The 20,126-nt window shown below is 49.6% G+C and carries 18 protein-coding genes; 13 read left to right on the top strand and 5 right to left on the bottom strand.

Features of this window, described 5'->3' with window-relative positions:
• The first annotated feature begins 70 nt into the window (after positions 1-70).
• The 5 genes from lepB to AC6B99_RS18040 all read left to right on the top strand — a co-directional run bounded on the left by lepB (position 71) and on the right by AC6B99_RS18040 (position 5,918).
• Positions 71-631 carry a signal peptidase I gene (lepB, locus tag AC6B99_RS18060; RefSeq protein WP_056036337.1) on the top strand — a complete coding sequence of 187 codons (561 nt, stop codon included), beginning with the start codon at positions 71-73 and terminating at the stop codon, positions 629-631.
• A gap of 171 nt (positions 632-802) precedes the next feature.
• On the top strand, positions 803-2,833 hold the full coding sequence (locus tag AC6B99_RS18055) for an S-layer homology domain-containing protein (RefSeq protein WP_496663920.1): 2,031 nt from the start codon (positions 803-805) through the stop codon (positions 2,831-2,833).
• A gap of 176 nt (positions 2,834-3,009) precedes the next feature.
• Complete coding sequence (locus AC6B99_RS18050) at positions 3,010-3,663, top strand: alpha/beta hydrolase-fold protein (RefSeq protein WP_494880839.1); 654 nt, start codon at positions 3,010-3,012, stop codon at positions 3,661-3,663.
• Positions 3,660-4,430 (top strand): dioxygenase family protein, encoded by a 771-nt coding sequence (locus AC6B99_RS18045; protein WP_496663919.1) that lies wholly within the window; start codon positions 3,660-3,662, stop codon positions 4,428-4,430. Before AC6B99_RS18050 ends, AC6B99_RS18045 begins: the two co-directional genes overlap by 4 nt.
• A gap of 30 nt (positions 4,431-4,460) precedes the next feature.
• Complete coding sequence (locus AC6B99_RS18040) at positions 4,461-5,918, top strand: hypothetical protein (RefSeq protein WP_496663918.1); 1,458 nt, start codon at positions 4,461-4,463, stop codon at positions 5,916-5,918.
• 103 nt (positions 5,919-6,021) lie between these two features.
• On the opposite strand, the gene AC6B99_RS18035 is transcribed toward AC6B99_RS18040, so the two are convergent.
• Both AC6B99_RS18035 and AC6B99_RS18030 read right to left on the bottom strand, forming a co-directional pair.
• A complete protein-coding gene (locus AC6B99_RS18035; protein WP_494861324.1) occupies positions 6,022-6,672 on the bottom strand; it encodes a pentapeptide repeat-containing protein in 651 nt (216 codons plus the stop codon).
• A gap of 49 nt (positions 6,673-6,721) precedes the next feature.
• Positions 6,722-7,486, bottom strand: a complete 765-nt coding sequence (locus AC6B99_RS18030; RefSeq protein ID WP_496663917.1) for a helix-turn-helix transcriptional regulator — start codon at positions 7,484-7,486, stop codon at positions 6,722-6,724.
• Positions 7,487-7,619: 133 nt separating this feature from the next.
• Between AC6B99_RS18030 and AC6B99_RS18025 the strand changes: the two genes are divergently transcribed.
• Both AC6B99_RS18025 and AC6B99_RS18020 read left to right on the top strand, forming a co-directional pair.
• Positions 7,620-9,926 carry a beta-L-arabinofuranosidase domain-containing protein gene (locus AC6B99_RS18025; protein WP_496663916.1) on the top strand — a complete coding sequence of 769 codons (2,307 nt, stop codon included), beginning with the start codon at positions 7,620-7,622 and terminating at the stop codon, positions 9,924-9,926.
• A gap of 419 nt (positions 9,927-10,345) precedes the next feature.
• Positions 10,346-11,359, top strand: coding sequence for a zinc-binding dehydrogenase (locus AC6B99_RS18020; RefSeq protein WP_494880847.1), 1,014 nt, complete (start codon positions 10,346-10,348; stop codon positions 11,357-11,359).
• A 194-nt stretch (positions 11,360-11,553) separates the two neighbouring features.
• On the opposite strand, the gene AC6B99_RS18015 is transcribed toward AC6B99_RS18020, so the two are convergent.
• Entirely contained in the window at positions 11,554-12,405 is an 852-nt protein-coding gene (locus AC6B99_RS18015) for an aldo/keto reductase (RefSeq protein WP_496663915.1), read from the bottom strand.
• 171 nt (positions 12,406-12,576) lie between these two features.
• Between AC6B99_RS18015 and AC6B99_RS18010 the strand changes: the two genes are divergently transcribed.
• Positions 12,577-13,032, top strand: coding sequence for a MerR family transcriptional regulator (locus AC6B99_RS18010; protein WP_496663914.1), 456 nt, complete (start codon positions 12,577-12,579; stop codon positions 13,030-13,032).
• 96 nt (positions 13,033-13,128) lie between these two features.
• Positions 13,129-14,145, top strand: a complete 1,017-nt coding sequence (locus AC6B99_RS18005) for an SDR family oxidoreductase (protein ID WP_496663913.1) — start codon at positions 13,129-13,131, stop codon at positions 14,143-14,145.
• A 19-nt stretch (positions 14,146-14,164) separates the two neighbouring features.
• Here AC6B99_RS18005 and AC6B99_RS18000 read toward each other — a convergent pair whose 3' ends face one another.
• Positions 14,165-15,214, bottom strand: coding sequence for a bifunctional transcriptional activator/DNA repair enzyme AdaA (locus AC6B99_RS18000; RefSeq protein WP_496663912.1), 1,050 nt, complete (start codon positions 15,212-15,214; stop codon positions 14,165-14,167).
• A 212-nt stretch (positions 15,215-15,426) separates the two neighbouring features.
• Here AC6B99_RS18000 and AC6B99_RS17995 point away from each other — a divergent pair, with 212 nt between their 5' ends.
• On the top strand, positions 15,427-15,768 hold the full coding sequence (locus tag AC6B99_RS17995) for a zinc ribbon domain-containing protein YjdM (protein ID WP_056037031.1): 342 nt from the start codon (positions 15,427-15,429) through the stop codon (positions 15,766-15,768).
• Positions 15,769-15,792: 24 nt separating this feature from the next.
• Complete coding sequence (locus tag AC6B99_RS17990) at positions 15,793-16,857, top strand: LLM class flavin-dependent oxidoreductase (protein WP_056036360.1); 1,065 nt, start codon at positions 15,793-15,795, stop codon at positions 16,855-16,857.
• Between the two features lie 135 nt (positions 16,858-16,992).
• Here the strand turns inward: AC6B99_RS17990 and AC6B99_RS17985 are convergent, their stop codons facing one another.
• Positions 16,993-18,066: an ABC transporter substrate-binding protein gene (locus AC6B99_RS17985; RefSeq protein ID WP_494861306.1), complete on the bottom strand. Its 1,074-nt coding sequence runs from the start codon at positions 18,064-18,066 to the stop codon at positions 16,993-16,995.
• A gap of 125 nt (positions 18,067-18,191) precedes the next feature.
• Here AC6B99_RS17985 and AC6B99_RS17980 point away from each other — a divergent pair, with 125 nt between their 5' ends.
• Both AC6B99_RS17980 and AC6B99_RS17975 read left to right on the top strand, forming a co-directional pair.
• On the top strand, positions 18,192-19,295 hold the full coding sequence (locus AC6B99_RS17980; RefSeq protein ID WP_056036364.1) for a FecCD family ABC transporter permease: 1,104 nt from the start codon (positions 18,192-18,194) through the stop codon (positions 19,293-19,295).
• A gap of 2 nt (positions 19,296-19,297) precedes the next feature.
• Positions 19,298-20,065: an ABC transporter ATP-binding protein gene (locus AC6B99_RS17975; RefSeq protein WP_496663911.1), complete on the top strand. Its 768-nt coding sequence runs from the start codon at positions 19,298-19,300 to the stop codon at positions 20,063-20,065.
• The last annotated feature ends 61 nt before the right edge of the window (positions 20,066-20,126 follow it).

Here is a 20,126-nt window from a genome sequence, read left to right as displayed (position 1 = left end):
AGGTTTTCATGTAGTAGAGTAAATGGTATAATTTAGGGAGTCTTTGAAAGAGGAGGATGACGTTATTAAGATGAAAGCCTTGAAGGAGATTGGCAGCTGGGTCAGCACTTTCGGCATTGCAGTTGTACTTTCATTAATTATTGGTGTATTTGTTATTCAGCCCTATAAGGTTGACGGTCATTCAATGGACCCGACTTTGCAGGATAAGGAACGAATTTACGTTTCGAAAATCTCGCACACGTTGTCCAAGCTTCCGGAATATGGCGATGTGGTCGTGATCGACAGCCGGGTGAGCAGAGAACGGGATTTGACAGATGATCTTTTGGAGCACCCGCTGCTTCAGCTTTTTATGAAAAATAATACGAATGACAACGCCGTGTTTTATGTGAAAAGAGTGCTAGGCAAACCTGGCGATGTGCTGGAGTTTAAGGATCATAAAACCTATCGCAACGGTGTGGCGCTGGACGAGCCTTATCTGAATGAAACGATGAATTTTGTTTCGGATCAGCAATGGAACGTTCCTGAAGGGCATATTTTCGTCATGGGCGACAATCGCAATCATAGCTCGGACAGCAGGGAAATCGGATATATTCCGCTCGATCATGTGATGGGCGTTAAAAAGTTTCCTTAACTTTTGGTTTAGCTCCTCTTCCTCATCGTATAGCATCCGTAACATAACCTAAGGGCCCTCAAAGTGAGGGTTCTTTGCGTTGTCCAAGACTTTGTCATTTTCCTGTCATTGGCAAGGGCTATACTAGTGCTAACGGGCATTTATTAAGACGATAAGGAATGAGGGAAAGCAATGAAAAAAAGTTCAACAATGAAATTGGGTTTGGTTTTAATTTTGACTCTCGCTTTGTTAAGCGGTTGTATCTCCTCGGGCAGCCTTGTAACAGTCTATTATAATGGTGGGTTGCCAGACGCTTCAGAACATGCATTTATACGGTATTCCGATGGAACGGTCACACAGGTTCCGGATGTTAACGCAGGGGAAACATCGGTAACCGTAAATACCTATGCTGATAAAACGATGATGGGCGGGTATGTAACGGATGGTCAGGTCAGCTGGATTCCCGGACGTTCTTATGGCGGCCAATCCGTATCATTATCCAACATTCAAACGTACAAACCGACAGAGGCTGTAGATTATGTTGCTTTGGCCGAGCTGCCACATACGGATGTCAATCATCCGGATTATACAAGTGTCACTTTTTCTGTTTATGATGCGGATGACGAGCTCGTGACGGGACGAACAGAAATATTTATTCATACGAGTAATCCGAATTTACTCTTTTATGATATGGATCCTGATTATATTTCGAATGCTTCAATATTCGGGGGGATGTCCTCCTATACGAATAGCGGACTCGTGACGTTTTTAATTAAAAATAACGATGTTAATGTTCCTGTGACTTTGGCACAATTAGCTGTATACTCTGGTCCGAAATTGATTACGGATAACTTTTTTCATGTCGTAACAGATATTCAGGTCAGTGGGTCTGGCGGTATCGATACGGTCGATGTAGGTCAATCTTTAGCGTTAAATGCAGCAGTGCTTCCAATCGATGCGGCTAATCCAGCGGTTGTCTGGTCTGTTGTGGACGGTACAGGCTCAGCGACGATTGATGCAAACGGGCTGTTGACGGCCGTATCGGCCGGAACAGTTACAGCGAAAGCAACTGCCGTTGACGGCACTGGTATTGTAGGGAGCAAGGACATAACGATAAATGTGCCTGCAACGCCAACACCAACACCAACACCAACACCAACACCAACACCAACACCAACACCAACACAAGAGCCGACGCCAACAGCGACACCTGTGTTGGTAAACTCCGTCTTGGTATCGGGGCAAGCCGCTGTTCAGACTGGCGGTACCATCCAATTGGCAGCAGAAATTGCACCTGTGGATGCAGCGGACAAATCGATCGTTTGGTCGGTTGAAAATGGTACAGGTGTCGCCTCCATTAATGCCAGCGGCTTATTGACGGGCGTGTCCGCAGGTACGGTTACTGTGAAAGCAACGGCGGCCGATGGTTCGGCTGTGTTTGCCTCCCATAGCGTTGTTGTTCAAGCGCCAGCTAGTGGTGGAAGCAATGGAGGCGGCTCTTCGACTACGCCTGTAGCGACAGCAACGCCTACAGCAACGCCAGCGCCGACACCGACATCGGTGCCAGCGCCCCAAATAAAGTTCAATGATAAAGTCGTCAAGATTGATGATGTGATCACAGGACTTGCGAAGCAAGTAGATGAAGCTAAAGCTAATCCAACAATCATCCCATTTACGGATACCGGCTCCCACTGGGCAAATAAGACGGTTGACGTCTTTGCTAAGCTCGGCATCGTTAATGGATATGAGAACAATGCCTTCCGTCCGAATGCAAGCATTACCCGCGCTGAATTCTCGGCCATCATTTCCAAGTTATTTGGCATATCCAGCCCTGCTGCAGGCGGCAGCGTGCTAAGTGATGTTTCGGGCCACTGGGCGGAAGCGGCGATTGGAAGCCTGCATGCAGCAGGCGTAATTTCAGGCTATAAGGACGGCACATTTAAGCCGAATCAGGAAATTAGCCGTACTGAAATAATCGCAATCCTTGCTAAAATTATTGATCTTGATAGTGTGAATGCAGCGAGTGTGCCTGCTTTCACCGACATTAATCAAGTGTGGAACAAGGGGCAAATTGAGAAAGCCGCGGCAGCTGGCATCGTCAGCGGAGCTGGCGACGGAACGTTCCAGCCGAATAACCAAGCGTCCCGTGCGGAGGCTTTAACAATGGTGCTGCATGTTCTGCAATTGAATCCTGAGCTTAAAGCGCTGCTGGAAACATTGTAGTTTGTTTATAAAAAAAAGAAACCAAGCAGCGCGTGCCGATCCCCGATCAGCACGCGCTATTTGCATGTGTCAGAAGCGGGCGCAGCGATTTTCATGTTGACCAAAGCTATAGCTTCACTATATATTTGTAATACAGAACTTTAATTCTTATTACTAATATTTTGAGGAGGGCCACTATGAACCCCGCTTATCATTATGATGTTCACCTGCCAGCGCATGCGGAGGCAGGCCAAACCTATCCTGTTATTTTCACCCTTCATGGGAAAGGCTCGAATGAGGCAAATATGCATGGGCTTGTAGCGCCTTTAGAGGACAAGTTCATCATCATTAACATCCGAGGCGACCTTAGGCTGGGCGCCGGTTACCAATATTATGAGCTGAAGAGCCTCGGCAACCCGATTCGGGACATTTTTGACCGGGCTGTGCAGCAGCTTGAAGGTTTTATTGCTTATGCAACGGAAAAATACCCGATTGATGCGAGCCAGCGTTATTTGCTTGGCTTCAGCCAAGGTGCGATTTTATCGATGACGCTTGCCCTTACGATGGGGGACCAGTTGAAAGGCATTGTTGCGTTGAACGGCTATGTGCCAGAGTTCGTCAAACACGAATATGTTTTGCAATCACTGGAGAACGTATCCGTGTTTGTCTCGCATGGTGAATTTGATTCCGTATTTCCGATTCGAATTGGACACGAGACAGCGGATTATTTTCAAGCGCTGACGCCGCAATTGACCTTTAAGATTTATCCGACCGACCATGGCGTGTCCGAAGAAAATCAACGGGATTTTCTTGCATGGCTACTTGAGAACAAGGGGGAACAAGCACAATGATGCCAGCATACTTTTTTGCCCATGGCGCGCCGTCCATTGTATTGGAGAATAATGGTTATACGGCTCTATTGAAAAGCTTTAAGGAGCAGACGCCAAAGCCGAAAGCGATTGTCCTTTTTTCCGCCCATTGGGAGCAGACGGTTCAGACAGTGGGCGCTGCTCCAGCGTACAGCACGATTTATGATTTTTCGGGCTTTCAGGATGAGCTGTACCAGATGACGTATCCGGCGGAAGGCAAACGCCAGCTCAGTGAAGACATTCAAGCCTTGTTCGCTGAACATGGCATTCCAAGTGTGCTGGATGAGGAGAGAGGACTTGATCACGGCGCTTGGGCCGTACTCAAGCTGATTTATCCGGATGCGGATATTCCCGTCGTCGCGCTTTCGGTTAACCGTTATTTGACCAATGAGCAGCAGTATGAGATCGGCAAGGCATTAGCTGCGCTTAGGAAGCAGGATGTGCTGATTATTGGAAGCGGCGGAACCGTCCATAATCTCAGAAAGCTGAATTGGCAGTCTGAAGGCATTGACGAATGGGCGGAATCATTCGATAATTGGCTGCAGAGCAAGCTTGAGGCATGGGATCTCCCGGCACTATTCAATTATAGGGAGCTGGCTCCCTTTGCGCAGGAGGCAGTGCCGACGAGCGAGCATTTTATCCCGCTCCTGCTGGCTATGGGCTCGGGTGATAAGAACCGTCAAGCAACGTTGCTTCACCGCAGCTACCAGTACGGCAATTTAAGCTTAAGCTGTTGGAAGTTCAACTAGAGAGCAGAAGCAGAAGAGAAGGCGAAGGTCATGACAGTTGGGACAAAGGCAGTGATCGATAGAGCAGTTATTTTCGCTCTCGCTGCCGTTTTTATTTTACAGCAGTTTACGCAGTGGGGGCCGCTTGTTTATGTGCTGGGCGGACTTTCCTTTATGGCGGTGCTCCTGCTGCTGCCTAAGCTCAAAGGAATCGCGCTGTGGCTGAGTCTTTTTTTTATAGCTGGCGGGGTCGTCCTGATGCTGGCACAGCAAGCGGATGTCGCATATTGGTTTAAAGCCGCGAGTATGAATGCGACGTTGGTTACCTTATTCGTATTTGCTCCCTTGTTCGGCATTCCGGTACGGCTGCCGGATTATGTTGCTGCTCTGAAGCGGTTCTATGAAACGCGTATGCGCAGCACGACAGCCCTGTTCATCGGTACGCAGCTTATGACGCATATAATGGGCGGGTTTATAAACGTCGGGTCTATTCCCGTCGTTTATCATTTGGTATTCGTTAAGCCCCGCTCCGGGCGCTTATCCGGGCTGCTGGCGAACGCCTTGAATCGCGGCTTTGGAGGCGCGATTTGCTGGTCGCCTTATTTTGCAGCAATGGCGCTTGTCACCTCGGCGCTTAAGCTGAATTGGTCAGCGCTGCTGCCCTATTTGATCGGGCTGTCGCTGATCAGCCTGTTGGTAAGCTTGGCTGTGGACTTTAAGCAGCTGCGTGCACAGGATGAGGCAAGTGAGCTTGCAGCAGCGCAGACAGATGAGCTGGGCCAGGAAGCCATGGAAGTCACGGAAGTCACGACAGTCACGCGATCCACGAAAGCGATCGAGAATCAGCGAGGCCAAGGCATGGAGAAGGAACACGGAAGACGGGCCTCCTTTCCGATGGGACTCGCTATTTATTTGCTGTGTGCGACGGCGGCCATTTTGCTGCTGGAGCAGCTGATTGAGCTTCCGATGGTGCTGATTACTTGCATGGGGGCGGTTGTTTTTCCGCTGCTGTGGTGCCTTGCGAAGGGAGCACTCCCGACATTCCGGCAGGGACTGACGAATCATTTGACCGTTACGCTGCCCGCTTTGCAAAAGGAGATTACGCTGTTTTTAGCCGCAGGCTTTTTCAGCGGATCGATTAGCGCTACAGGTTTTGGGCACGTCATTCCCTCCCTGCTCGGGCACATACCTCTGCCTATTGCATTATCGTTTTCTATTTTCACAATCGTTATGATTGCTGCTACCTCATTAATTGGCCTTCATCCAATTGTATGGGTGACGATTCTCGCGACCAGCATTGATCCGGACGTCGTGCAAATCAGCCCGATTTATTTCGCCGTTTTGCTGCTCGGAAGCTGGGGGCTGTCCAATCCGATTTCTCCCGCTTCGGCGGTGAACAATTTGCTGGCAGGATTATTCAACAAGTCAGTTTTCGAGCTGGCGAGGCCGAATTATAGGTTTGCTGCCGTTATGGGACTGGCGCTCTTATTGTATTTAATGATGGTCTGAATGGAGAAAGGGCACCCTTCGGGGATGCCCTTTTTGATTTTATAATGGCAATCATGGTTAAAATCATGTTCAAAATAACGCTTCAAATAGCCTAGCGAAGCTGCTACTCCTTCAAAATCAACCCAAACAGCGCCACAAACACATACGCCTGCTCTCGCGAAATGACGCAATCCTTCAAATCCTCGGGGGCTACGGCAATCCCATTAAATTCGCAGGTGCTTAAATCAAGGCCAGCGAGCTTCGTATTTGAAAATTGGGCTTGGTCAATTTGGCATTGGAAAAGCTCGAGTTTTTGCAGCTTTGCAAAGCTGAAATCAACTTTGCCCATCGAGTTGTCCTGGAAGGATACCTGCTTCATATCAGACATTCTAAAATTGGCGTAATCGGCCAAATTGTCCTTCCAAACCATGTTTCGCAGCGTGGCTCCGGTCAAATTCATGCCAATCATTTTGCAGTTTTTGAACACAGTCCGGTGGATAATGGCATCGCTAAAATCGGCATTCGATAAATCACATTTGTCGAAAATCACATCCGTCAATTCGACCTCGTTCAGCGCAGTCTCGGTAAACGTGACATTTCTGAAAATAATTTTGTCGAAAATCACCTTGCGAGCCTGCTGTCCATCCCATACGCAATCCTGGATAATGCCCATTTCAAAAAAAGCATGAGATTGCAGCTCGGTCTGCTCCAGCACAGGAAGCTCAATCGGCAGGATCGGTGCCTCAATCGCCATCGTTTTCTTCTTTTTATTCAATACGATCATCTCCCAAACTTCTTCCAGCTCATTTGTCCGTATGCAACCTTTAAATATTGAGCGGTGTCGAGTATAAAATATTGCGATAATCACTCGGCGTCATGCCCTCATAATGCTTGAATGTTCGCAGAAACAGCTTATAATCGGAAAAACCGCATTCGCCAGCAATTTCCTTTACGCTCAAATTCGTGTTCAGAAGCTTCAGCTTCGCCCGGCTGATCCGCTGCGTCAAAATATAAGCTTTAATGCCCATCCCTTTCTCCCGCTTCACAACCTTCGAAATGTAATCCTTATTAAAGTTGAACACTTCTGCAATTTTACGGACATTAATGTCCAGATGCAAATGGGCATCAATCCACCTGCAAATGTTGTCGACGATGGCGTGCGGGGCATGATTTTGCCGGTCAATCGTCCGCGTAAGCTCATTCAATAATAACAATAGAGCGGCATTTGCCTCCTCCGCCGAAAAAGAAGAAACATGCAGCAGCTGCTTAAACAGCTGATTAATCGTCGACGGACCATCAATCGGCACATGGGTCGGATAGCTCCGATATGGCTCCGCCTTCGTACCGTAATGTACCCAATAAAAGCTGACGGGCGACTCGCTATTCCGATAGCCAAAATGAGTCATGCCGGGCCGCAGCAGCAGCATATCACCTGGGCGGACGACATATTCCCGCTCTTCCTCAGCGATATACATCTGTCCTTCCAGCATCATAATGATTTCATAATGCAGCGCATTTCGTTTCATGTGCGACCAGTTGCCTTCGGATATGAATTTACCGCATAAGTAATGGCTCAGCTTTTCATTCATGTAGACTGATTTATCCACCTTTTCTTTGATTATGAGTCTGATTATTTCGAATTTGATTTGATAAGATACTATCATGAATGGTAGCCACTGAATAGCAAATAGCTGATTTTAGGTCTAGGGAGGACTCATAAATATGGCAAAAATAAATCAAGGCTTCGTCAGCCAAAGCGACGTATTGCTACTGGACGGCCTCTTTAAAACGTCACAGGAAGTTGGCGAGCGTTATCTGCACGCGCTTGATATCGACCGTTTTCTCGCCCCGTGTTATGAGGCGCATGGCTTGGCTCCCAAGCAGCCGCGGTACGAAGGCTGGGAAGCCAGAACGATCAGCGGTCATTCGCTCGGGCATTATATGTCGGCACTTGCCGTCACCTATCAGGCAACGGGCCATGAGGCGCTAAAAGCGAAGCTGGATTATGCCGTATCGGAGCTTGCAGGCATTCAAGCGGCGACCGGCAGCGGATACGTTGGCGGCTTGGTCGAAACTCCTTTTATCGAAGCGTTTAAAGGAACGGACATTGGCGGTTTTAGCATGAACGGGTATTGGGTTCCGTGGTACAGCGTGCATAAAATTTATCAAGGCTTAATTGATGCGTTCACGCTGACTGGAAATGAGGAGGCACTGCACGTTGTCAAAGCCTTTGCCGATTGGGCAGTAAATGGACTCTCGCAAATGTCGGAGGAGCAGACGCAGCATATGCTGGAATGCGAGCATGGCGGCATGAATGAAGTGTTTGCGCAGCTGTATGGCCTCACGGGACAAGCTGTCTATATGGAAGCAGCGGTTCAATTTACGCATAAAGCCATCATTTCGCCGCTGGAGCAGGAGCGGGATGAGCTGCAGGGCAAGCATGCCAATACGCAAATACCAAAGGTCATTGGTGTGGCCGAAATGTATGAGCAGAACAAGGATTTTACAACCTATCGCACAGCTGCCGAGTTTTTCTGGCATACGGTGGTCGGCAGACGCTCTTATGTTTTTGGCGGAAGCAGCCTCTCGGAGCATTTTGAAGCGATGGATATGGAAAGCTTGGGCATTAAATCGGCAGAGTCGTGTTTTACACATAACATGCTTGTGCTGACCCAATATTTGTTTAGCTGGGAGCAAAACAGCGCGTATATGGATTATTATGAAAACGCCTTATACAATCACATCCTCGGTACACAGGACCCGCATACGGGCAATAAAACTTATTTTGCCTCGACGCTGCCGGGCCATTTCAAAATTTACGGCACCCGCGATTCCGCTTGGTGGTGCTGTACCGGAACGGGCATGGAAAACCCGGGCAAATATGCCGAGGCGATTTATTTTGAAAAGCAGGATGATCTGTATGTGAATTTATATATGGCCTCCGAGCTGGAATGGAAAGCCAAGGGGCTGGTCATCAGGCAGGAAACAAGCTTTCCGTATTCAGACACCGTGAAGCTTGTTATTGCCGAGGGAACGGCAGAGGCTAATCTTAAGCTGCGCGTCCCATCCTGGCTGCCTTGTGAGCTAGTGGCGGTCGTCAACGGCGAGCGCAAATATGTTGAAAAACAAGCCGGATACTTGACCATCAGCGGGACATGGAGCAAGGGGGATCATATTATTGTCACGCTGCCGCTGGCACTGAGGAAGTACACCGCCAAAGATAGCGCAAGCAAAATCGCCTTTCTTTATGGCCCAATCGTGCTTGCGGGAAGGTTTGGGGCTGATGGCCTTCCGGAGGATACGATCGTCGATGAGACCGCATTAAGCATGAAGACGGCGGATGTGCCTGTGCTTTGGACGGAAAGTGAGAACCTGTCTGACTTCATCAGGCTGAAGGACGCCGAAACGCTGACATTTGAAATAGCGAAGGAAGTGACCTCCGATGGGAAGGGGGCAGCACTCGTGCCTTTCTACGCGCTGCATCATGAGTTTTATACGCTGTATTGGAATTTGAATGACGAAGGCGATGCTTTTGAGAAGAAGCTAAATAAGGTGACCATCGATAGCGTACAGCCGGACGGGCAGCAGGATGAAATCGGGCATCAGCTTCAAGGCAACTGCTTAACGAGCCCCTATAACGGGTCGTTCACGGACAATCAGAACAAGCTGCATATGTGGAGAGAAGCGTTTGGCGTCAGCGATGCTTACTTCAGCTACCGGCTTGCGGTTGATGGATCGAACAAAAATAATCTTTGCGTAGCTTATTGGGGCGGCGATCATTTTCGCTTTGAGCATGAAGGTACGGCATATAACCGCGAGTTTGAGGTGCTGGTCGATGACGAGATCGTCGGAGAGCAGACGATTCATTGCAATAAAATCGGCCATATTTTTTATGTGACCTATGAGATAGCAGAGCCGTTCACACGAGGGAAGGATAGTGTCATTGTCACCTTTAAGGCCAAGTCGCCTGCGAGCTGTGCGGGGCGTGTTGCGGGAGTTAGAACGACAAGTGCGATAGTCAGCCCATAGGGCTGCGGTACAAAAGAGCGACACAACACCATGGTACAAAAGATCATGGTACAAAAAGATCAAAGTACAAAATCAAGGGAAGCAACTGGGGCCATAAAAGGCTCCGGTTGTTTTGGCATTTTCACCGATTGAATCACAGTTGCAAGCAAACAGCGAAAACGGTTCGATGAAAATCGAACATTGAAACTTTATCCCCAGTATGTTATTTTCTTAAAATATAGGAAAGACATGATTTCGCCAACCTTTCTCTATATTTCTCGGACTGAAACGCGCTGCGCCGCCAGAGGACGACGAATTCGTTTTTGCTTGAATACAACGATAGCTGTACTTTGAAAAATCTTTATTGTGGCTCGGGCCCCAGAATGCCGCCCGGTAAAATGGATATATTAGTTTAAAACAAGGAAGAAGGTTTTGGAATCATGAACGAAACTTTAAATAATCGGATGATTGTGTTGGCAGCACGGCCTGAGGGCATGCCGACAGAGCAGCATTTCGCGATGAAGGACGCTAAGGTAGAGCAACCGGCGGAAGGGCAGGTAGTCGTCCGCAGCCTGTATTTATCGGTTGATCCATATATGCGGGGACGGATGAATGACAGCAAGTCATATATTCCTCCATTTGCTTTAGACGAGCCGATTGTCGGCGGTGTTGTTGGCGAGATTGTCGAATCGAAATCCGAGCAGTTTGCAGTTGGAGACAAGGTGCTCGGCATGCTGGGCTGGAAGCTGTACAATGTCGTGGATGCTGCCAGCGTTCGCAAGGTAGATGATCAAATGGCGCCATTGCCCGCTTATTTGAGCGTTTTGGGCCTTACAGGGCTGACTGCTTATTTCGGCTTGCTGGATATTGGACAGCCTAAGGCAGGGGAAACCGTCGTCGTATCTGGCGCAGCAGGTGCGGTCGGCATGATTGTCGGGCAAATTGCGAAGCTCAAGGGCGCTCGAGTCGTTGGCATCGCAGGAACGGATGAGAAAACCAGCTATTTGAAGCAGGAGCTCGGCTTCGATGAGACGATTAACTACAAGACGGTCGGTGATCTGGGCAAAGCGCTGGAAGCGGCATGTCCGAATGGAGTCGACGTTTATTTCGACAATGTCGGCGGCGACATTTCCGATCAGGTGATGCAGCTGCTGAACACGCATGCGCGCATTCCGCTATGTGGAGCTATTTCCTCATACAATAGCAAATCAGGCGACATCGGTCCCCGGATACAGACGCAGCTGATCAAGACGCGTTCGCTTATTAAAGGCTTTGTGCTGGGCGACTATGCCGACCGTACGGCTGAAGGCATTCAGGCGCTAGGACAGTGGCTCGGAGAAGGCAAGCTGAAATACGAGGAGACGATTGTCGAAGGCTTCGACAAAGTGCCTCAAGCGTTCCTGCAGCTGTTTGAGGGCAAAAATATGGGGAAAATGCTGGTTAAGATTCCTTAGAAAAAGGCATCGACAGAAATGTCGGTGCCTTTTTCTAAGCTTTTTTCTTCGTTACGGTCTCTTAAAGGTAAGGCTGGTATGATTATTGTAAGTATAAATTGACACAAAGAAAGGACAGGTGCGCTGCCCTGTCCTTTCTTAATAGATTTGAGGATAAACGCGTGATGAGTTTACGGTTCGAGCAAGGTTACAGGCTACAGATCGACTCTCAAGGTGCCCAGCATCTTGGCGAATTTCAGATCATGGTACGATAAAAAAAGACTTTCCCGCGTATCGAGGGCGGAAATTTGCTCGATATCGTCCGCGCTCAACTCAAAATCGAAAATGTCGAAGTTTTCGACGATCCGCTCTTTGCGCACCGATTTTGGAATAGCTACGATTTCACGCTGAACAAGCCAGCGCAACACAACCTGGGCGACGGACTTGTTGTGTTGCGCTGCAATCGAGGTCAGCACTTCGTTGCCGAACATGTTGCCCAGTCCTTCAGCGAACGGCGCCCACGACTGGTGCTGCACTCCCTGCTCTTTCATAAAAGCGGCGCTCTCGAGCTGCTGGTAGAACGGGTGTGTCTCGACCTGGTTGACGGCGGGCACGATTTCGTTATGCACAATGAGGTCCATCAGACGGTCGGGCAGGAAGTTGCTGACACCAATCGCCTTGATTTTGCCTTCGCGGTACAGGTCTTCCATCGCACGCCAAGCGCCGTAATAATCGCCGAACGGCTGGTGAATAAGGTACAGATCAAGATAGTCGAGCTGAAGCTTATTCAAGGATTTGGAAAACGCCAGCTTGGCACTCTCGTAGCCGGCATCTTGAATCCAGAGCTTGGTCGTGATGAACAGCTCCTCACGCGGTACGCCGCTGCGCTTGATCGCGCGTCCGACCGCTTCCTCGTTCAGATAACCGGCGGCGGTATCGATCAGGCGGTAACCGGCTAGCAGCGCTTCATATACCGCGTTCTCGCATTCTTCAGCATCGGGAATTTGGTAGACACCGAAGCCGATGATTGGCATTTTCACACCGTTGTTCAAGGTTACAGTTTGCATTGTAATTCCTCCCATTATTCAAATGTAATAGGGCAAATGGCATCGAATCCCGGGAATCGCGCGCCGCAGCGGCTGATTTCGCGAACGGCCGATTTGCATTATAATAAGCTTATCGCCTTCGTGTTACACGAAGTCAAGCGGTCTTATCATTTTTCCCAAGGAGGATTACTCATGCATACGGTCAAAGAAGCCGCCCTGTTAACGGGACTTACCGAGCACGCTGTACGCTTTTACACCGATAAAGGGTTGGTGCCAAGCCTACAGCGCAATGAGAATAATATCCGGCTGTTCGACGCAGAATCCATCAACTGGCTGTATGGCGTCAAATGCCTCAAGCAATCCGGGATGCCGATTGAAATCATCAAAATGTACGTCGATCTCTGTATCGAAGGGGATTCGACCATTCCGCAACGCTGCGAAATCATGATGGAGCATAGAGAAGCGGCGATCGTTCAGCTCGAAGAAGCCAAACAGCGCGTCGCCCATTTGGAAGAGAAAACCGCCCTATATCAGGCCATTATGGAGCATCGTACTCCAGACACGACCAATCCCGGCAACTGGGAAAAATTCCGGCATATCCATGCTGACGTATTTTATTCGCCCTCTGTTCCACGAGGAGGCGAATAATGAACGCTTAGTCGTAGTATTCGCACGAGCCCCATGCTATCATTAAGAAGAAAAGAAGCAGCTTTTACAGCAATACCATACTAACGGAGGTGTTTTATGAAAGCGCTATTTATTGGAGGAACGGGAACGATTAGTTCTGCCATTACGAAGCAGTTAGTAGAGAGTGGATGCGAGCTTTATCTTTTGAACCGGGGAACTAGAAATGCTGATTTGCCAGCAGGTGTACATAGCATTAAAGCCGATATTAATAATGAGGAGCAGGTGGCGGCGCTTATCGCCGATCTGTCATTTGATGTAGTAGCGGATTTTATCGCCTTCAAGCCAGAGCAGCTCGAGCGCGATTACCGCTTATTCAAGGGAAAAACCAAGCAGTTTATGTTTATCAGCTCAGCTTCAGCCTACCAGACGCCGCTGTCGGATTATCGCATTACCGAAGGAACGCTATTATCCAATCCGTATTGGGAATACTCCCGCAACAAAATTGCATGTGAAGAGTATTTGACTAAGCAGTACCGCGAGCAAGGCTTCCCGATCACGATTGTAAGGCCAAGCCATACGTATGACGAGCGCTCGATTCCGCTGGGCGTGCACGGCAATAACGGAAGCTGGCAGGTCGCTAGGCGTATGCTTGAAAATAAACCGGTCATCATCCATGGCGACGGCACGTCCCTCTGGACGATGACGCATAACAGCGATTTTGCCAAAGGCTTTATCGGTCTAATGGGCAACATCCACGCGATTGGCGAATCCGTGCATATCACGTCGGATGAGTCGGTGACCTGGAATCAGATTTATGAAATCATTGCGGATGCGCTAGGCGTAAAGCTGAATGCGGTGCATGTAGCCTCTGATTTTCTCGCTGCGGGCAGCAAATATGATTTCCGGGGCGGCTTGCTGGGCGACAAGGCGAACTCCGTCGTCTTTGACAATGCGAAGCTGAAAAAGCTTGTTCCAGAGTTTGTAGCTACGACGCGGCTTGATCAAGGCATCAAGCAGACGGTTGCCCACATTATGGCCAATCCTGAGCATCAGAAGGAAGACGAGGAATTCGATCTCTGGTGCGATAAAGTAGTGAATGCTCTGGCTGCTGCCGAAAAAGCTTTAGCCGAATAGCTCGTTTGAAGCGGCTGCTTCAGCATGATGCTTGTCTCTCATGCCGGAGCAGCCAATTTTTTCGGGTTAATCCGCCTCCATAGCCGCCCAATTCACCGTTTGAATTAATAACGCGATGACAGGGGATGAGGATAGCCAGCTGATTGGCTCCATTGGCCTGGGCGACTGCGCGAAAGGCTGTCGGCTTTCCAAGTGCTGCCGCAATGTCGGAATAAGAACGAGTTTCGCCCGGCGGTATTTGCAGCAGCTGTGCCCACACGCTTTGCTGAAACGGCGAGCCTAATAAAAATAGCGGCGTCTTAAATTCCGTCAATTTCCCGTCAAAATAAAGCGCCAGCTCCCGTTCAATAGACTGAATGGATGCTGTTGTGCCGGGAATGACCGCGGATTTGGTCCTTTTGCGCAGCCGCTCGACCTCGCGCTCCAGCCCCCTCCGATCTACAAACTCCAACAAATACAAGTGCTGCTCATCGCCAATCGCCATCATTGGGCCAAGCCGCGTATCGATCCAAGCCGCCTTCAGCACTTTGCCATCTTCCAATAAAGTAGGTGCCGCGCCCATAATACGGGAGAAGGCATCGCGAAACCCGCTGCTGGATTCATAGCCGGTCGTGAGCTGCGTATCCATAACCGATTGGCCAGCTCTAATGTTTTTCAAGGCGATGCCCATACGGCGGGCACGGGCATATTCGACGAAGGTCATGCCGAAGCGCTGCTTAAATTGGCGGCGAGCCGTTGATTCATCGACGGATAGATTTTTGAAATCCTGGCCCTTCCAGCGTTTTTCCGGATTTTGCTCCACCGCTTCGACGAGCAGGCGAACGACCTCTGACACTTGATTCGGATGGGAAAGCGGCTGGCAGCGCTGGCAAGGGCGGAAAGACGCAAGCAAAGCCTGCTGCGCCGTTTCATAAAACTCGCAGTTTTCAAACTTAGGCTTGCGAGCGGGGCAGGTTGGCCGGCAAAATACGCCCGTCGTTTTGACTCCAACGTAAAAAACGCCCTCATATTCGGTATTTTTCTCTATTAAGGCCCTATAGCATTCGGGATAACGTTCGGCAGGTATCATGGCATGCGCCCCTTACTTTTCTGATGGATTTTATTATATAGATTCCTGACTGCCGTTGCAGCCGAAAATCAGGCATTGATTTCACCGCGAAACGGCAGCTTTACCGCCGGAGGACGGCTTCAGCCGTTTACGCTTGCTATTTTACCGTTTATAATGAAACTTCCAAGCAAAGTCGTAACGATTATAGTAACAGGAATGGAGGGCATGAATACATGTCTAGCTTGCCAAATTGTCCACAGTGCCAGTCGCCATATACATACGAGGATGGGCTGATGCTTGTTTGCCCGGAGTGCGCGCATGAATGGAATGCAAATGCACAGGATAATGCCAATGAGGATGAGAAGGTTGTAAAGGATTCGAACGGCAATGTGCTGAGCGACGGTGATTCGGTCACGGTCATTAAAGATTTGAAGGTCAAAGGCAGCTCGCTCGTCGTCAAAATTGGCACCAAGGTCAAAAACATCCGGCTCGTCGACGGCGATCATGATATTGATTGCAAAATTGACGGCTTTGGCGCTATGAAGCTGAAATCGGAGTTTGTTAAAAAAATATAGAGTGGAAGCAGGAGGGATTGTACGATGGAAATAGGGATTAGTACGTTTGTCGAAACCTCGCCCGATGTAGAAACAGGAGAGGTTATGAGCCATGCCCAGCGTATTCGCGAAGTGGTTGAAGAAATTGTGCTTGCGGATCAGGTCGGGCTGGACGTTTATGGAGTAGGCGAGCATCATCGCGAGGATTATGCGGCCTCCTCTCCAGTCGTTATTTTGGCGGCTGCTGCCGCACAAACGAAGCAGATTCGGTTGACGAGCGCCGTTACGGTGCTGTCCTCGGCTGATCCCGTGCGCGTGTTTCAGGATTTTGCTACGCTGGATGGTATCTCAAACGGGCGTGCGGAAATTATGGCAGGGCGGGGCTCCTTCATTGAATCGTTTCCGCTGTTCGGCTATGATCTGGACCACTATAATGAGCTGTTTGATGAAAAGCTGGCGCTGCTGCTGAAAATTCGCGAATCTGAAAAGGTGACCTGGGCAGGCGGCCATCGCCCAGCCATTAACAATCTGGGCGTTTATCCACGCCCTGTTCAGAACCCTTTGCCGGTATGGATCGGCAGCGGCGGCAACCAAGAATCGGTTGTCCGCGCGGGCCTGCTCGGCCTGCCGCTTGTGCTCGCCATTATCGGGGGCAGTCCGATGAATTTTGCACCGCTGGTGCAGCTGTACAAGAGAGCAGCAGCCCATGCGGGGCATGATGCCTCGAAGCTGCCTATCGCTTCGCACTCGCACGGTTTTATTGCAGAGACGACGCAGCTTGCAGCAGACAAGTTTTTCCCTTCCACGCAAGCGGTTATGAATGTGCTCGGCAAAGAGCGGGGCTGGGGGCATTATGACCGTTCCAGCTTTGACGCTGCCCGCAGCATTGAAGGTGCGCTTTATGTCGGCGATCCCGAAACGGTTGCCCGTAAAATTATTAACCTGCGCAAGCATGTCGGCATTACGAGATTTTTGCTCCATACGCCGCTCGGCACGATGCCGCATGAGGACGTAATGAACGCAATCAAGCTGCTTGGCACGGAGGTTGCACCGCGAGTGCGCGAGGAAATTGCCAAGTGGGAAGCGGAAAACGAAGGAAAGACGAACTAAAATAGTGTGATGACATAAAAAAGCGCCTCTTGCTTGCGGACCAGCTCTGATAATGAACTGGACCCGTAAAGGAAGAGGCGCTTTGTCGTTTCTGTTGGTGCATGGCTGAAGACGGCCAATAGATAGCTGCAAGATTTAAGAGGTTTTGGACAAGTTGTCTCCCAGCTTCTCGACACCGTCAAAGATGTGGTAGCCGTAGCCCCAGAAATCATTGAAATCGATAATGAATACTTTTTTGTTTTGGATAGCGGACATGCTTTGCAGAGCTGGATTTTCATAAATATTTTTCACCGATTCATTGATGTCCGGACCGCCTTTATAATCCGAGATGACAAGGAAATCAGGGTTTTTCGCAACGAGCTGCTCCGCGCTGATTTCACCGGAAACGTCGGCGAAGCTGTTGGTCACCTTCAACAGGCTAAGCGCCTCGGCTTGGAAGGTATCATTATTTGCGCTGTAGACGGCAATGGAATCCGGCGTGCTGCTTCCAATAAAAGCAAAGCTCTGCTCCTGATTGCCGGCAAACCGAGTCTCGATATCCTTGGCGCGCTGCTGCAAGCTCTGGACAAGCTCCTGCGCCTTATCCTGTACGTCGAAAATTTGGCCCATTTGCTCAATGTCTTTATAAAGATCACTGAGTACAGCACCCGGACGGGAGTTGTTTTGAACAAAAGTAGCAATATTAAGCTCGTTCAGCGAGTCAACCGTTCCGACGCCCCAATCTGCATCTGCAAACAGGTCGCCACGGCCGAGGACGATATCCGGCTTCGCTCCGACGACAAGCTCCTTGCCGACATATGTCTCGGATAAGACAGGGATTTTGGCGAATGGCTCGGCAATGTCAGCCTCCACATCGCCGTAAAGGGCGGCGACGCCAACGACTTTATCCGTCAAACCAAGTCGGATCAAAATTTCCGCAGCGGACTGCGTATTGGCGACGATGCGCTCCGGTGCTTTCTCGAACGTTTGCGTTTTCGGCTGGAAGGAGCCGCTTTCTGCCGACAAATTGAAATTTTCAAGGGTGAGCGGATAAGCGGTTTTGCCGCCGGGGCTCGGAGAAGCCTCTACTACTGCTGCTGAAGCCGTCGCTTCGGCGGAAGGGCTCGGGGAACTGCTTGGCGAATTGGTCGAAGCGGAAGAACAGCCAGCGGTTACTGCCAGAGCAAGGGGAAGTGCAAAAAACGTCATTTTACGCAAAAAACGAAACATATCCTACTAACCTCATTTCATATATTGTCTTTAATTGACGAAGAGAATCATTATCAATTATACTTAAAAACAGTCAGTTGTAAACTAAAATCGGAACAATGAATGAAAAGGCAGGGTAAATCGGGATGGCAGAGGTTAGTGTAAGCAGGCAGGAAGAGAAAGAAGCTCTCATTCGAAAAAAGTCGCTGTTTTTAACTTTAATGCTCGTACTCGCGGCTGTTATCGTGGTGTCGATTGGCGTTGCCGTATCAATCGGGCAGGTAAAGATTCCGTTAGGGGATTCTTATCGGATTTTGCTCTACAAGTTATTAGGAATCCAGCTAGGCGACGGGAGCGCGATGGAGACAAGCTCGTTTGTCGATATTTTATGGCAAATTCGGTTTCCACGTGTATTAATGGCATTGTTTATCGGGGCCGGGCTTACGATGTGCGGCACGGTCATGCAGGCGGCGGTGCAAAATCCGCTGGCAGACCCGTATATTTTGGGCATTTCCTCGGGCGCATCGCTCGGTGCGACGTTTGCAATTTTAATTGGCTTTGGCGCGGGCGGTCTGCTCGGGCAGACGGGGGTTGCCTTCTGGGCATTTACAGGCGCTTTGGGCGCATCGCTGCTCGTCTTTATATTAGCAGGCATTGGTGGCAAAATGACGTCGGTTAAGCTGGTTTTGTCGGGGATGGTCATCAATGCTTTATGTACGGCTTTCGCCAATTTTATTATTTATATCGCAAACAATGCCGTTGGCATTAAGACCGTCACGTTCTGGACAATGGGCAGCCTGGCTTCGGCAAAATGGGACAAGCTCCCGCTCATATCGCTCGTCGTTGTTGGGGCTGCGCTGTTCTTCCTTTTTCAGTCGCGGATATTAAATACCATGCTGCTTGGCGATGATACGGCGGTGACGCTGGGCGTTGATCTGGCGGTGTTCCGCAAAATTTATTTGCTGCTGGCTGCGCTTATTACAGGCGTCATTGTGGCGAGCTGCGGTATGATCGGGTTCGTCGGGCTTATTATTCCTCACATGGTGAGGGGACTGGTCGGCTCGGATCATAGAAGGCTGATGCCGGCCTCCATTTTGGTTGGCGCCATTTTTCTCATCTGGACCGACGTCATTGCCCGGACGATCATTCCAAGCGTGGAGCTGCCCATCGGCATAATTACGGCGATGATTGGCGCGCCGCTGTTCATGTACATGCTGGTCAAAAAAGGCTACGCCTTTGGAGGGAAATAACGATGAAGCTGACGGTGGATCATATTTCGGTATCGTTTGCGAGTACGGACATTGTGAAGGATATATCGCTCAAGGTAGACAACCAGCAGTTTGTAGGCCTTATTGGCCCTAACGGCTGCGGCAAATCAACCTTGCTCAAAAGCATTTATAAAGTCATTAAGCCCAAGCAGGGACAGGTATTTCTCAGCGGCACGGATGTGCTGAAATCCAAGCCAAAGGTAGTATCACAGCAGCTTGGCGTTGTCGGACAGTTCAATGAAATGAGCTTTGATTTCAATGTGCGGGAGATGGTCATGATGGGCCGGACGCCCCATAAGGGAATGCTGGAGACGGACAATCAGCGGGATGAGGAAATTGTGGAAGAGGCGCTGAGCAAGGTGAATTTGTCCCATTATGCGGAACGAAGCTACATGTCGCTCTCAGGCGGGGAAAAACAGCGCGTCGTTCTGGCGAGAGTGCTTGCACAGCAGCCGAAGTTTATGATTTTGGATGAGCCGACGAATCATTTGGACATTAAATACCAGCTGCAAATTTTGAGCATCGTCAAAGGGCTGGGCATCGGCATTTTAGCCGCCCTTCATGATTTGACGCTGGCAGCAGAGTATTGCGATTATTTGTATATCATTAAGCAGGGGCAAATTTACGCGAGCGGAACGCCAGAAGAAGTATTGACGAAAGAGATGATCAGCGACGTATTCGACGTCAATTGCGAAATTTATAAAAATCCGGTAACGGGCGGACTCGGCATCGCATATTTGAATTCGCAGTAAGTAATTAGCAAGCGCCCAGGTCGCATAAGGCAGAGAGAAGGAAATCGGGGAAACCTGAGTT

The organism is Paenibacillus liaoningensis, assembly GCF_059609455.1.
Note: the sequence above shows the minus strand (reverse complement) of the source record. Positions and strands in the feature narration are given on the sequence as shown.

What these genes read in the sequence shown, in the direction of transcription:
- lepB (WP_056036337.1), top strand. Translation starts at nt 71, where the DNA reads ATGAAAGCCTTGAAGGAGATTGGCAGCTGGGTCAGCACTTTCGGCATT.
- AC6B99_RS18055 (WP_496663920.1), top strand. Translation starts at nt 803, where the DNA reads ATGAAAAAAAGTTCAACAATGAAATTGGGTTTGGTTTTAATTTTGACT.
- AC6B99_RS18050 (WP_494880839.1), top strand. Translation starts at nt 3,010, where the DNA reads ATGAACCCCGCTTATCATTATGATGTTCACCTGCCAGCGCATGCGGAG.
- AC6B99_RS18045 (WP_496663919.1), top strand. Translation starts at nt 3,660, where the DNA reads ATGATGCCAGCATACTTTTTTGCCCATGGCGCGCCGTCCATTGTATTG.
- AC6B99_RS18040 (WP_496663918.1), top strand. Translation starts at nt 4,461, where the DNA reads ATGACAGTTGGGACAAAGGCAGTGATCGATAGAGCAGTTATTTTCGCT.
- AC6B99_RS18030 (WP_496663917.1), bottom strand. Translation starts at nt 7,486, where the DNA reads ATGAATGAAAAGCTGAGCCATTACTTATGCGGTAAATTCATATCCGAA.
- AC6B99_RS18025 (WP_496663916.1), top strand. Translation starts at nt 7,620, where the DNA reads ATGGCAAAAATAAATCAAGGCTTCGTCAGCCAAAGCGACGTATTGCTA.
- AC6B99_RS18020 (WP_494880847.1), top strand. Translation starts at nt 10,346, where the DNA reads ATGAACGAAACTTTAAATAATCGGATGATTGTGTTGGCAGCACGGCCT.
- AC6B99_RS18015 (WP_496663915.1), bottom strand. Translation starts at nt 12,405, where the DNA reads ATGCAAACTGTAACCTTGAACAACGGTGTGAAAATGCCAATCATCGGC.
- AC6B99_RS18010 (WP_496663914.1), top strand. Translation starts at nt 12,577, where the DNA reads ATGCATACGGTCAAAGAAGCCGCCCTGTTAACGGGACTTACCGAGCAC.
- AC6B99_RS18005 (WP_496663913.1), top strand. Translation starts at nt 13,129, where the DNA reads ATGAAAGCGCTATTTATTGGAGGAACGGGAACGATTAGTTCTGCCATT.
- AC6B99_RS18000 (WP_496663912.1), bottom strand. Translation starts at nt 15,214, where the DNA reads ATGATACCTGCCGAACGTTATCCCGAATGCTATAGGGCCTTAATAGAG.
- AC6B99_RS17995 (WP_056037031.1), top strand. Translation starts at nt 15,427, where the DNA reads ATGTCTAGCTTGCCAAATTGTCCACAGTGCCAGTCGCCATATACATAC.
- AC6B99_RS17990 (WP_056036360.1), top strand. Translation starts at nt 15,793, where the DNA reads ATGGAAATAGGGATTAGTACGTTTGTCGAAACCTCGCCCGATGTAGAA.
- AC6B99_RS17985 (WP_494861306.1), bottom strand. Translation starts at nt 18,066, where the DNA reads ATGTTTCGTTTTTTGCGTAAAATGACGTTTTTTGCACTTCCCCTTGCT.
- AC6B99_RS17980 (WP_056036364.1), top strand. Translation starts at nt 18,192, where the DNA reads ATGGCAGAGGTTAGTGTAAGCAGGCAGGAAGAGAAAGAAGCTCTCATT.
- AC6B99_RS17975 (WP_496663911.1), top strand. Translation starts at nt 19,298, where the DNA reads ATGAAGCTGACGGTGGATCATATTTCGGTATCGTTTGCGAGTACGGAC.